Source organism: Shewanella xiamenensis (assembly GCF_014647135.1).
Taxonomy (GTDB): Bacteria; Pseudomonadota; Gammaproteobacteria; order Enterobacterales; family Shewanellaceae; genus Shewanella; species Shewanella xiamenensis.
In genome coordinates, this window is record NZ_BMOP01000025.1 from 40,826 (window position 1) to 54,243 (window position 13,418).

10 protein-coding genes are annotated in these 13,418 nt (G+C 48.5%); 2 read left to right on the forward strand and 8 right to left on the reverse strand.

Annotation, left to right across the window (positions count from 1 at the left end):
- Positions 1 to 48: 48 nt before the first annotated feature.
- The 8 genes from IEY09_RS16930 to IEY09_RS16965 form a co-directional block, all read right to left on the reverse strand.
- Positions 49 to 753 carry a DUF3379 domain-containing protein gene (locus IEY09_RS16930; RefSeq protein ID WP_037420207.1) on the reverse strand — a complete coding sequence of 235 codons (705 nt, stop codon included), beginning with the start codon at positions 751 to 753 and terminating at the stop codon, positions 49 to 51.
- Positions 746 to 1,309: a sigma-70 family RNA polymerase sigma factor gene (locus IEY09_RS16935; RefSeq protein ID WP_037420204.1), complete on the reverse strand. Its 564-nt coding sequence runs from the start codon at positions 1,307 to 1,309 to the stop codon at positions 746 to 748. The genes IEY09_RS16930 and IEY09_RS16935 overlap by 8 nt, the downstream gene beginning before the upstream one ends.
- Positions 1,310 to 1,389: 80 nt before the next feature.
- Entirely contained in the window at positions 1,390 to 3,051 is a 1,662-nt protein-coding gene (locus IEY09_RS16940; protein ID WP_188871978.1) for a BatD family protein, read from the reverse strand.
- Positions 3,045 to 5,111 (reverse strand): VWA domain-containing protein, encoded by a 2,067-nt coding sequence (locus IEY09_RS16945; protein WP_188871980.1) that lies wholly within the window; start codon positions 5,109 to 5,111, stop codon positions 3,045 to 3,047. The genes IEY09_RS16940 and IEY09_RS16945 overlap by 7 nt, the downstream gene beginning before the upstream one ends.
- Positions 5,111 to 6,127 (reverse strand): vWA domain-containing protein, encoded by a 1,017-nt coding sequence (locus IEY09_RS16950; protein WP_188871982.1) that lies wholly within the window; start codon positions 6,125 to 6,127, stop codon positions 5,111 to 5,113. The genes IEY09_RS16945 and IEY09_RS16950 overlap by 1 nt, the downstream gene beginning before the upstream one ends.
- Positions 6,121 to 6,708: a DUF4381 domain-containing protein gene (locus IEY09_RS16955; RefSeq protein WP_188871984.1), complete on the reverse strand. Its 588-nt coding sequence runs from the start codon at positions 6,706 to 6,708 to the stop codon at positions 6,121 to 6,123. The genes IEY09_RS16950 and IEY09_RS16955 overlap by 7 nt, the downstream gene beginning before the upstream one ends.
- Before the next feature lie 60 nt (positions 6,709 to 6,768).
- On the reverse strand, positions 6,769 to 7,752 hold the full coding sequence (locus IEY09_RS16960; protein WP_037420190.1) for a DUF58 domain-containing protein: 984 nt from the start codon (positions 7,750 to 7,752) through the stop codon (positions 6,769 to 6,771).
- Positions 7,753 to 7,847: 95 nt separating this feature from the next.
- Positions 7,848 to 8,804 (reverse strand): AAA family ATPase, encoded by a 957-nt coding sequence (locus tag IEY09_RS16965; protein WP_047535105.1) that lies wholly within the window; start codon positions 8,802 to 8,804, stop codon positions 7,848 to 7,850.
- Between the two features lie 272 nt (positions 8,805 to 9,076).
- On the opposite strand from IEY09_RS16965, the gene fadI reads away from it, so the two are divergent.
- Both fadI and fadJ read left to right on the forward strand, forming a co-directional pair.
- Positions 9,077 to 10,387, forward strand: a complete 1,311-nt coding sequence (fadI, locus tag IEY09_RS16970; RefSeq protein ID WP_188871986.1) for an acetyl-CoA C-acyltransferase FadI — start codon at positions 9,077 to 9,079, stop codon at positions 10,385 to 10,387.
- Between the two features lie 5 nt (positions 10,388 to 10,392).
- Positions 10,393 to 12,522: a fatty acid oxidation complex subunit alpha FadJ gene (fadJ, locus tag IEY09_RS16975; protein WP_188871987.1), complete on the forward strand. Its 2,130-nt coding sequence runs from the start codon at positions 10,393 to 10,395 to the stop codon at positions 12,520 to 12,522.
- Positions 12,523 to 13,418: the final 896 nt, after the last annotated feature.

Sequence of the window (13,418 nt, forward strand, 5' to 3'; positions counted from 1 at the left end):
TGAAAAAATATCGGAGATGGATTTAATAAAGGTTTATATATTAGTTGGTTAGATAAAGGTATTGTTGATTTCGTCTTTTACAAAGCTAAGGTCTGCTTGATCCTCACCCACAAGCAAAATATAAGCATCGCGGGTTTCAAATCCCATTCCTTTATATTTACCATCGGCAAAGGTGTTATCCAGCACCATACGTTTTTCAATCGGCACAATAAACAGTGTGACTTTGCCTTTTTCTGCTTGTAAAACTAAATGCAGACTCTTAACACCTTGAAAATCACAGTAAGAGGTGTAGTAAACTTTGCCTGGTTGTTCGATAAATTTTGCATTTTGAAGGTTTTTCATCGAGGCAAGCTGCGCATTCACTTGGCTGAAATTGACATTCTGATCAACCTGCAACGCCACTCCTTCATGGTAGACATGGGCTAATGCATGCTCAGCTAAATCCACCGGACCTAAACGTAGCAGGCTAAAACTGATGCCCACGATAAAGGCGATGGAGGCAGCCATCGCCACTAAAAAGCCCGTTTGACGGCGCTGTTTGTGGTGTTGTTGTAGTTGTTGGCGTAGGATGAGTTTATCGGCTAAGTCTTCCGGTACTTCCACTTTTAAGGCTTGGTTGAGCTTAGCATCGAAGCGTTTAAGCTCAGAAACCAGGGCCTGATGCTCAGGTTTGGCACGCATTTGCTCAAGAAACTCTGGGTCTTGATTATGAGGATCTTCATAAGCTTGACGTCTAAATTTAAGCTCATCCATTGGATTGACCTCTTACCTCTGTTTTCTCAAGTAATTCTTTCAATTGGTTCCTCGCCCGAAATAAGCGCGTCATTACTGTGTTACGATTCAGTTCCAACAGTTCGGCGATTTCATCCCCACTAAAACCACCAATCAATTGCAGTAGTAATGGCTCTCGATATTCGATATCCAACTTAGCGATTTGCCTTCTCAACCAGTACTGCTCGGTTTGCTCTTCAGTGCTGGAGGCAATGTGATCTTCTAAGCTGTCTTGCTCGACATCGGCGTAATCAAATTGTTTGCGCTCGAATCGACGGGCATTTTCACGTCTTAAAATCGTGATCAGCCAAGCCTTCGCCGCTTTATCATCCTGAAGGGAATCTAAAGAGCGCCACGCCCGCAAGAAGGTTTCTTGGGTTATATCTTCAGCAACCGGCTTATCACCGCACAACCAAAAGGCATAACGGAAAATATCGGCGTGCAGCGCCTTGACTAGGCTGTTGTATCGTCGTTGTTTACTCAGCATGTCAGAAGAGACCGCAGGCTCAACGGATTTCTTTCGCCAGTTAGTAAACATTTTTTTGATTTTTTCTTTTTATTTTACGATTCAAAACATTACACCTTATTCATTCGAGTAAGCCGTTGCGCCGTTTAGGATTAGCCGTTTGGATTTAGCGGCCGTAATGGCGTAGATGGCTGCACCATGGTTTTTAGATTGCCGCTTTTTACCGCGCTTAACAATGCTTTTACCGCGTCAGCCAGTTGTGTACCGCTATTGGCTTTTCCGCCGTAGGCCAATGCTTGTAATTGGCGAATAGCCTCTGCTAATTCATTCGATTGCGCGGCAATTTTATCGAGCGTCATAGGGCGAGCGGCCTGCTCACTAAAGTATTGCTGTAATTGCTGCAAAATATCGCTGACATGACCTCTAGCGCAGGCCTGCTCCAAGCCTTTAAGACCATTGCCAAGGACGAGTGGTTGAGGTTGAACCTGAGTGTTAACAGGTGTTTGGCGCTTAAGTGCACGGCGCCAAGCAACCAAGGTCACGCCCCATGCAATTAATGTTACTAGCCATAGCAGGGCAAACAGATTGGCGCTCCAACTACCTTCATTGCGGGTGCTGGTATTTGCCTGCCAGTTGGGTTCGACGGGCGTATCGACCACGGCGCCACCTTTTACTTCAATAGTGCGAGCGGGCAGGGTCGCGATTTCTTGGCGTTTAAGATGTGGATTCCACCAAGGTACTTTCACTTCAGGTAAGGTAAAAGTGCCTGCTTTACTGGGCACAATCGCTGAGGTAATACTGTATTGGGACACTATCTGCGCGTCACGCACAAAGCTCTGGCGCTGGGGTTTTTCGGGATAGGATTTGAGCTCTGGCGGCAGCCCTTGCACAATATCCGGTAGACTATTTTCATCGGCATTGGATGCCAACAAGGTGATTGTGCGGGTAATGGGACTACCAACAGTAAACTCTTTTACATCCTCAGGAAAACTCTCTTTTAATACTACCAAGTCGGCTACAAGCCATTGCCCCTGGAAGCTTGCTGGGGCCGGATTTACTTGAATGCTTAAGGACGGCGCACCTGCTTGCATAGGACGGCTTTCATTAAAGCCAAACATGCCACCGCGGCGTTGTGATTCTACTAATACATCACCAGAAAAGGTGGCGCCTTTAATGTTCACTTGGCCGGGCAAATCGGGAATGATGCCATAGGTGCGCTCAATGACGCGGTAACGACGGCCATCGATGATCTCCGAGCCGTCTTTATCTTCGCCAATTTGCTTAATCTGCGCGCCTTCGATAACGGGAGCATTAAGCACACCGCGTTGCAGTTCGACCGCAAGGTAGAGCTTCACTTTATAGGTGATAAGCTGGCCGACGTAGGCCTCATCACTCGATACCTTAGCATCGATAAACAGATTCTTAGCCTGCTCAGGTTGCGCACCGGCTTCGACTACTTTGAGGGGAATTTCGGCGGAGCTGACGCCATCAATACTAAAGGATGGAATGGTCAGTTGACCCTTTTGCTTTGGCGCTAGCAGCACTTGCCAGCGGGTTTCTTTAACCGCGTCAAAGTTCATGATCTGAGTGCTGCGGCTCACGCTGGTGCGGCCCACAATAAAATCCTTTAGCAGGATGGAGGTGTCGAGTTTACCTGTGTCGACCTCATCGTCGGCACTGACATTGAGCACAAAGTACTCTCCCTCCATTACTGGATTGCGATCGACCGACGCCTCGAGTTTGCTCAGGGCAAAGGCGGGATTGATAACCGCGATGCAAAGAATGAGGAGGATAAAAAATTGTCTGATTACCACTGTTCGTTATCCCTTGATATTTGGCCATTTTGACGGCGTTTTTGATATTCGAGTTGCATCTTGTTTCGCAGCAACACCTGCGGATCTTCACTCACGCCTCGCAGGGCTCGCTGCATCTCCGCGGGCAAAGGTTCACTGTTACTGGGCGGGGCTTCTAGTGTTTCACTGATGGCTGTTTCAGTGTCTTTATCTGCCTGTGACTGTTTCTCTTTATCCGCTTTTTGCGCTAGGGCTTGTTGCTGTTCTTGCTCAGTATTGGACTTATCATCAGCGACCTTTGCCTGCATTTGGGCTTCGTTGCTGGCTTGCTCTTCTGCATTATCTTCAGCATTGTTATCGGCGCTATTTTGCTGATTGGCCTCTTGCTGTGCCTGCTGTTGTTCATTTTTAGCTTCTTGCTGATCTCGTTGTGCTTTATCAGCATCTTGCTGTTTATCCTGCGCGCCTGGCTCAGCATTATCCTGCTGCTCGGATGAGGTGTCTTGATCCTGCGACGGTTTTTCGTCCGCTTGGTCGGCATTATTTTGCTGTTGGGACTGTTGCTCTTGAGACTGCTCTTGAGCTTGGTCGTTTTGCGAGGATTGCTGATCTTGCTGCTGGTTTTGTCCTTGCTGCTGATCGTTTTGGTTCTGTCCCTGTTGGTTTTGGTCGCCCTGAGACTGCTGATCTTGGTTGTCAGCATTTTGCTGGGATTGTTGCTGATCCAGCAGTTTTTCCGCTAACTCAAGGTTGGCCTTGGCCTGTGGGAAATCGGGTTGCTTGTCGAGCGCTGCTTGGTACCGTTCTTTAGCTTTATCGGGTTTGCCCATTTGCATCAGCGCGTTGCCTTGATTGTAAAGCCCATTGGCTGAATTATCTTGCTCAAAGGTTTTTAGCGCTTGTTCGAAATTGCCTGCCTTATATTGCGCAGCGCCTTGCCATTGGGGCGTTTCAAATTTTTGGGCTGCATTGGCATAATCTTCGGCTTGATAGGCCCGCATCGCTTGCTGCTCTTGGGTGTGCCAGAGCGAATCCCAGGCGCTGGCGTGGGCGTTTTGCGGCAATGCGCCGAATAATAAACCAGCTAATCCCATCAACAGCCAGTTGGCGAGTATACCTTGCTTAAAGCTCAGCAGGGCAGGAATGAGTAAGAATAAGGCGAGGTAAGGGCCGAGATCCTGCCATGTTTCACCATCGAGATCCGTGGCTTTGGCATCACCACTATCGCTTAACCAATGTTGAAGTTGGACAAGATCCTCACCATCGGCGCGATTGGGGATCATAGTGCCATTATGGTTATCGGCTAATTTTTGCAGCAAGCCAAAGTCGGTTTTCGCGACGACAACCTCATTACTGCTATCTCGTTGTAGTTGACCATCGGGTAAGCGAATTGGTGCGCCTTGGGGGCTACCAAATCCCATAATCGCGAGGCGATATTGGCTGCCTGATAAGGCTGAGTTGGCCTCATCGAATTGTTTAGGCGTGATGCCATCCGTCATCACAATAATATCGCCACGAAGATGTCCACCCTGTGCCAGCAGGTTTTTGGCTTGGGTTAATGCGGCGGCTAAGTTTGACCCTAGCACGGGCATTATCTCAGGGCTTAAGGTGGGTAATAAATTGAGTAGTGTGCCCGTATCGCGGGTTAAGGGGCTTATGGTAAAGGCATCGCCGGCGAAGGCGATGAGCCCGGTTTCCCCTTCTTTTAGGCCGCGTAATAAATCCGTCGCCCTAAACTTGGCTTGGGTTAAACGGTTAGGTGCCAAATCGGTGGCAAACATGGAGACGGACATATCCATCACCAGCACTCGTCCTTGCTCCGCGGCGAAGACGGGTAAAGATTGTTTATTGAGGGCGGGTCCCGCTAACGCTAACACGGCGATAAACCAAGAAAAGGCCAAGATATACAGCGGCCTGCGGGACTTTTGCGCACCTTCTGTGACTAATATTTTTGCCAAATGTGGCGCAATATAACGATTCCACGCACTGTTAGTTGCATGCTGGCGCCAAAGCGCCCATAAAATAATCCCTAACGGCAACAGGGCGAGTAACCATTCAGGACGAATAAAATGCAGGCTCATTAACGGACATTCCCCCGCGGTGTGGCTGATAAAACAAGGGTTTTAGCGCGAGTAAAAAACGGTAACTGCGCTAGTGCAATCCATAGACTGGTGAGAAGTGCTAATGCGAGCGGCCAGTAAAATAGCTCCGCTTGAGGGCGATAACTGAGTTGATCGCGGCTAACGGGTTCAAGTTTATCGATTTCTTGATAAATCTGCTCTAACTCCTGACTATTGCGGGCGCGGAAATAGCGGCCGTGGGTGACATCGGCAATCTGCTGCAGTTGGTTTTCATCCAAATCCATTGACGGATTGACGCGCTCACGACCAAAGAGGGTGCGTCTTTCCATGACATCGGCGCCCACGCCAACGGTATAAATCGTCACTTTACGATTGGCGGCAATTTGGGCCGCTTGCTCAGGATCGATATTGCCGGCGTTGTTTGAACCGTCAGTCAATAAAATCAATACTCTGTTACTCTCATCCATTTTATCGAAACGTTTTACCGCGAGTGCAATCGATTCGCCGATCGCCGTTTGTTTACCAACGAGGCCGATTTGGGCCTCTTTTAAAAACTGGGCAACGGAACGTCTATCTTGAGTCAGTGGTGCCTGTAAATAGGCGTGATCGGCAAATAAAATCAAACCGATGCGATCGCCTTTGCGGCGTTCAATAAACTCACTGACCACGTGTTGGATGAGGGTAAAACGGTCGACCACTTTGCCGTCGATCACCATATCTTCAATCTGCATACTGCCGGATAAATCCACCGCCAGCATGAGATCGCGACCTTGGCTAGGGAGCTCAATTGGATCGCCAAGCCATTGTGGACGGGCGATAGCAAGCACTAACAAGCACCACATTAACCAATAGCGTTTACGGCTTTGACGGTTTTGGGTGGCTAAGTTTGCCTTGCCCGTTTGACTGATGCCGGGCAGTTGCAGGCGCGCACCTTCGGCATGTACTGATTGGCGACGCCAAAAAATAAAAGGTAAAGGCAGTAAAATCAATGCAAAAGGCCAGGCGAAAGTTAACATTGCTCCTCCGCAGGCTTTGCTGGAGCCTGTGTTAATGCTGCTGACGTAGCCGGGTTTGTAGCCGCGTGCATTATCGGTGCGCTTAATTTGGCTTTTGAGGCAAACCAGCTGCGGGCGAGGGCCTGTAACTCACGGGCCTCGTCAGCGCTTAGTGGTTTAACCTGATGGCGCTTTTCCAATAAGGGTCCAATGCGGCCGCGCTGTTTTGCGGGCAAATGGCTATCTAACCAAGTTGCCCAAGCGGGGCCGTCGAGTTTCGCTATTTCTTCCCTTGGTAAGTAACTCAGTGCAGTTCGTTTTAATAGCTGATTGACTTCCGAGGCGTACTGGCTTGAATTGGGGTCAAGTGCTGCAAACAAACCTTGGGCGGCTTTTTTCGGCGCTAAGTAAGCGGCGCGTTTTTTAAGCCAAAGGATCGCGCTGATGATTAGCACCAGCAGGATAGCAAGTACTAACCAATAGCCTACGGCCCATGGCCAAGCACCAATAGGATCGGGGAGAATAATATCCTGCAAATCCGCCAACATGGGATTTGGCGTTACAGCCTTATCCGAGGCTGGCGGTAAAGTTTGTGGGTTCACGCTTTGGACTCACTTATTCTTTCTGTTCATTGTCAACTGAATTGCTTCTCTGCCATGTGGTTACTGCAGCAATGCTAATTGCTCTGCAAGCGGTAAGCCTGCATCGATAAATTGGGTGTGTACCCTAAGCTTTTGCATCATGGTAATAAAGTCATTCTGTTGCTGGTGTTGCAGCGCAAGCCACGCCTGATAGCTATGGCGAGTCAACACTAAGTCTTGCTCCCCATCTCGGACGGGTAAACTGAACTGTTTAGGCAAATTCAGGTTACCTTGCCTCAAAGGGTCTGTTATCAAATACGCGCCAATATCACAGTGGCGTTTGAGTTCTGTCAGCGGCGCGATACATTGCGGCGTAAAATGGCTGCCATCGGTGATGATCCAAATTAATGAGCCCGGTTTAGCGATGCGTTGCAACCGCTGGCAGGCGCGCAGGATATGATCAGGATCGCGCGGATGACTGCCGAGCTGATTGAGTTGCTGCTCGTGCACTCGGCGCAGGCCTGAGATGAGCTGCAATATCCCTTGGCGGCGACTGCGGGGTTTTAATTCAAGGTGCTCCGATTCGCAGGCGATTAAGGCGCCGAGTCGGTCGCCGTGGTTAATTGCGTTCCAGCCAAGCGTGGTAGCCAGATGCCCCGCTTGAACCGACTGTAACAGCAAACTCGAGCCAAAATACAGACTCTGGCTTAAATCGAGCAGCAGCAGAATAGGGCGCTCGCGCTCCTCAATAAATAACTTAGTGTGGGTTTGCCCAGTGCGGGCGGTGACGCGCCAATCTATGGTGCGGACATCATCACCTTGCTGATAATGGCGCACTTCGGCAAATTCCATCCCGCGGCCTTTGATTAGACTGCTGCGATGACCTGCCAGATTGGCGCGTGCTCGGCTGTGACGCTCAGGAATAGCCCGCGCAATCGTCTGGCAGGCGAGCAGTTCCTTCTCGGTTAAATGCAACCCATCAGCAAACAAGGGCAAACCATTAAGAGGTAAGCCATGTTGTGCAACATCATTGTGTAGGGATGCGTTTAGCGCACTGTTATTCATTCAAAGTCACTCATTTAAAGCCATTTATTTAACTTAACATTAGTTTGTTCGCCACCTGAACACATAGCTATGGGACTGTTTTATGGCGTTCAGGTCTAAGGCACGGCGACTTGAGTCAAAATATGGTTAATCACTTGGTCGCGGCTGACCCCTTCGGCCTGCGCTTGATAGCTCAGCAGCAGTCTGTGTCTTAATACATTGGGCGCAACAGCTTGAATATCCTCGGGAGAGACAAAATCGCGCTCGTGTAACCAGGCTCTGGCGCGGGCGCAGCGTTCAAGCGAAATCGTCGCACGAGGACTCACACCGTACTCTAACCATTTAGTCAGTTCGTCGCTGTAACGCGCGGGTTGGCGGGTTGCCATAATAATTTCGACTATGTATTTCTCTAGCGGCTCAGCTAGATAGATTTCCATTGCTTCATCACGGGCGGCAAAAATATCCGCTTGAGCAATCGGCTCAGTGGTTGGCAACTCGTGGGTGAGTGCTTCCTTACGGGATTGACGCAAGATTTCGATCTCAGTGTCGCCACTTGGGTAATCCAAATTCAGGTGCATTAAAAAACGGTCGAGCTGAGCTTCGGGCAGCGGATAAGTGCCTTCGTTTTCCAAGGGGTTTTGCGTTGCCATCACTAAAAATAACGGTGGCAATTTATAACTATTTTTCCCCACAGTCACTTGACCTTCGGCCATAGCCTCTAATAACGCCGACTGCACCTTAGCGGGGGCACGGTTGATTTCATCGGCGAGGATCAGGTTATGGAAAATCGGACCAGCTTCAAATTCAAAGGTACCGGTTTGGGAGCGATAGATATCCGTTCCTGTTAAGTCGGCAGGCAGCAAGTCGGGGGTAAATTGGATCCGGTGAAAATCGCCTTCAACTCCGTCGCAAAGGGCTTTAACCGCGCGGGTTTTGGCAAGTCCTGGTGGACCTTCTACTAATAAATGGCCATTGGCGATGAGGGCAATGAGCAGATTTTCGGTCAGTACTGGCTGCCCTAAAACAACCTTATTTAGGTAAGTGCGTAATGCATGGAAGCGACTCAAAGGCATGATGCTACTCGTTTTTAGGTTGAAAATATCAATTGAAAATACGTGTGTGGGCTTAAGACAACGAATATGGTAAAGAATTCCCTAAGGGTTTGGCTAGTGTTAAAAAAACAAACAGGTGTTTAAAACTTGCTGACAAGAAGTTAGAATCAGATCACACTTTAATGGTCAGACCTGTTATTAGGCTTTTTTGGTGCCAAACAGCAGGGCAAACATGGAAATCGATAGCGCCGCCTGAAATCTCTCAGCGATAGCGCACATAAAGAGGGTGACAAATGAGTGATAGACAACAGGTAACTAATGCAAAGGGTGAGCGTATCGCTATTGTGGCGGGCTTAAGAACGCCATTTGCGAAACAGGCGACCGCATTCCACGGAGTATCGGCGCTCGATATGGGTAAAATGGTGGTTAACGAACTGCTTGTTCGTAGCGAACTGGATCCTAAATTGATTGAGCAACTCGTGTATGGTCAGGTGGTACAAATGCCTGCGGCACCGAATATTGCCCGTGAAATCGTATTAGGAACGGGTATGGATGTGTCTACCGATGCCTATAGCGTGACCCGTGCCTGTGCGACCAGTTTTCAATCTGCGGTGAATGTGGCTGAGTCAATCATGACCGGTAATATCGACATCGGGATTGCCGGCGGTGCCGACTCTTCTTCTGTATTACCTATTGGTGTGTCTAAAAAGCTCGCCCATGCCTTAGTTGATCTAAATAAAGCCCGCACTTTTGGCCAAAAATTACAGATTTTTCGCCGTTTAGGCATTAAAGATTTATTGCCTGTACCGCCAGCCGTGGCTGAGTATTCAACGGGTTTGTCCATGGGACAAACCGCGGAGCAAATGGCCAAGACTTACAACATCAGCCGCGCCGATCAAGATGCGCTGGCGCACCGCTCCCACACGCTGGCGAGTGAAACCTGGGCTTCGGGCCATCTACGTGATGAAGTGATGGTGGCCCATGTCCCACCCTACAAACAGTTTATCGAGCGCGATAACAATATTCGTGAAAACTCCGATTTAGCTTCTTACGCCAAACTGCGTCCCGCTTTCGATAAAAAGCATGGTAGCGTGACGGCCGCGAACAGTACGCCGCTGACCGATGGCGCCTCGGCGATCATTTTGATGAGTGAAGGCCGCGCTAAAGCTTTAGGTTATCAACCAATTGGTTACATTAAGAGCTACGCATTTACCGCCATTGATGTCTGGCAAGATATGCTAATGGGCCCATCTTATGCGACGCCATTGGCATTAAAACGTGCTGGCATGGAATTAGAGGATTTAACCCTCATCGAAATGCACGAAGCTTTTGCAGCGCAAACTCTCGCCAATATGCAGATGTTTGCCTCAAAGAAATTTGCCGAAGAAAAATTAGGGCGTAATCGTGCCATTGGTGAAATCGATATGAGCAAATTTAACGTGCTCGGTGGTTCTTTAGCTTACGGCCATCCATTTGCGGCCACAGGTACACGTTTAATCACTCAGGTTTGCCGTGAGCTTAAACGTCGTGGCGGTGGAACGGGTCTGGCAACGGCCTGTGCTGCGGGTGGTTTAGGGGCTGCAATGATTGTGGAAGTGGAGTAATGGCGATGGAAAAGACATTTAATTTAACCCGCCGTGAAGACGGTATCGCCATTCTAACGATGGACGTACCCGGCGAAACCATGAATACCCTCAAGGCAGAATTTGGCCCTGAGATCAGTGAGATCCTGTCTGAGATTAAACGCGATAGCAGTATCCGTGGCCTAGTGCTGATTTCGGGTAAAAAAGACTCCTTCGTAGCAGGGGCGGATATCTCTATGCTCGATGCTTGCCAAACGGCGGGCGATGCGAAAGCCTTATCCCAGCAAGGGCATGTGGTGTTTAACGAGTTAGAAGCCTTGAATATCCCTGTGGTTGCCGCGATACATGGCGCCTGTTTAGGGGGCGGTTTAGAGCTTGCGCTCGCCTGTCATCAACGTGTGTGTAGTGATGATGGCAAGACCATGCTGGGCGTACCCGAAGTGCAACTCGGTTTATTACCCGGTGGCGGCGGTACTCAGCGTTTGCCTCGTTTAGTGGGGATCACCACTGCGCTAGATATGATGTTGACTGGCAAACAAATTCGTCCTAAACAAGCGTTAAAGATGGGCTTAGTCAACGACGTAGTACCACAGACGATTCTACTTCAAACCGCGGTGGAAATGGCGCTTGCGGGTAAGCGCACGGCGAAACCAGTTAAAAAATCGCTGGTCAATCAATTACTCGAAGGCACAGGGTTTGGTCGTAACATTATTTTCGATCAAGCCGCCAAGCAAGTCGCTAAGAAAACCCAAGGTAACTATCCTGCGCCGGCAAAAATTATCGATTGTGTGCGCCAAGGTATGGCGAAGGGGATGCAAAAAGGGCTTGAGGTGGAGGCCAGCCATTTTGCTGAGCTGGTGGTGTCGAAAGAATCAGAGGCGCTACGCAGTATTTTCTTTGCCACCACAGAGATGAAGAAAGAAACTGGCGCCGAAGGGGCGACACCACGTAAAGTCAAAAAAGCCGTGATCTTAGGTGGCGGTTTGATGGGCGGTGGTATTGCTTCGGTCACGACGACTAAGGCTAAAATTCCAGCACGGGTAAAAGATATTAACGAAAAGGGCTTAAGCAACGCGCTTTCCTACGCCTATAAGTTATTGGATAAAGGCGTTAAACGTCGTCATATGACGCCGGCCGTTCGCGACAATTTAATGGCACTAATGACAACGACGACCGAATATAAAGGTGTTAAGGACGCTGATATTGTTGTTGAAGCCGTGTTTGAGGATTTAGCGCTTAAACATCAGATGGTAAAAGATATTGAGCGTGAATGCGGTGAGCACACGATTTTTGCATCTAACACCTCATCTTTACCCATTGGCCAAATTGCACAAGCGGCCAGCCGTCCTGAAAATGTGATTGGCTTACATTATTTCTCACCCGTAGAAAAAATGCCGCTGGTGGAAGTGATTGCCCATGCGAAAACGTCTCCTGAGACGATTGCCACCACGGTGGCCTTTGCCCGCAAACAGGGTAAAACGCCAATCGTGGTACAAGACGGTGCCGGTTTTTATGTTAACCGTATCCTCGCGCTTTATATGAACGAAGCTGCGCAATTACTGCTGGAAGGGCAGAGTATTGGGCACTTAGACAAAGCTTTAGTGAAATTCGGCTTCCCCGTTGGCCCTATCACTCTGCTCGATGAAGTGGGTATCGATGTCGGTGCTAAAATCGCTCCAATCCTTGAAAAAGAACTGGGTGAGCGCTTTAAAGCGCCTGCAGCCTTCGATAAGTTACTGAGCGATGATAGAAAAGGCCGTAAAAATGGCAAAGGTTTCTATCAATATGCTGCTGGCAATAAAGCGTCGAGCAAGAAGAAAGCCGTGGATGAAAGCGTGTATGGCGTATTAGGTATCAAACCGGGTATCGATAAAGAAATGAGCGCGGTAGCGGAACGCTGTGTAGTGCAAATGCTGAATGAAGCTGTGCGCTGCTTAGATGAAGGCATTATTGCCTCACCGCGCGATGGTGATATCGGCGCTATCTTTGGCATCGGTTTCCCACCATTCTTGGGTGGCCCATTCCATTATATCGATACTTTAGGCGCGGATAACTTAGTCAAAATACTTGAACGTTATCAAACGCAATATGGCGATCGATTTGAGCCTTGCCCACGCCTTAAGGGGATGGCGGCAGAAAAAGCTCGCTTCTTCTAATACTTAGATGTTTTGGTCAAAAAAGCGGCAATGCTATGCCGCTTTTTTATTGCCTCAAGGCTAAGTTTTGCCTAAAAAACGTTCACATTTATTGGGGGGATCTTGTATTATGGCGTCCTATTACGGCAGTTGTGCTGTTATACCGTATGTGCATATCTGATGTTGATTAATGCTTATAAGTAGCCTCGCTCGGAGTCCATTTGTATAGCAAACTGCTATTTTGGGTTTTCAATATCAGGACTTAGTCGATTAAAGAGGTTGCTGTGGGATTGATGTTTTATATAGTTGCTGCCTTGTCGGTGAGTTGTTCGTGGTGTTTTGGGATTGCGGCTTTTAGAGCTGGGTTAACGGTAAGCTATTGGGCTGTAATGGGATTTATACTAGGGCCCTTAGCATTTCCACTCTTTTCCTCCCATAAGCGTATTGCACTAAGAAGAGTGTGTCAGAGTTCTGACGGAAGTCTAACCGCTTAATATAGATATGATTTGTCGTAAATGTGACTAATAAAAAAGGAGCTTGATGCTCCTTTTTTATTGGTCTAGGCCGCGCGCTAGCTGAGTAGCTCTAGACTATCTAAACGATAATGTTTTCAGATTTAGATGGAATTAATTCCACCAACCCTTTGCTGGGATCACTTCAAGGTGGTTTAAGCCTTCTGGTAATTTTACTTTTTTACGAACAGGCTTTGCGAAACCAAGTGCTTTTTTGATTGAATTTAACATAGACACTCTCCTTCACATGATTAATATTATGCGATTTGCTCAAGAGATTTGAATTTCACATATGGAGAACCAGCGACTTCGAGAGGTTTGAATTTCACATATGGAGAACCAGCGACTTCAAGAGGTTTGAATTTCACATATGGAGAACCAGCGACTTCAAGAGGTTTGAATTTC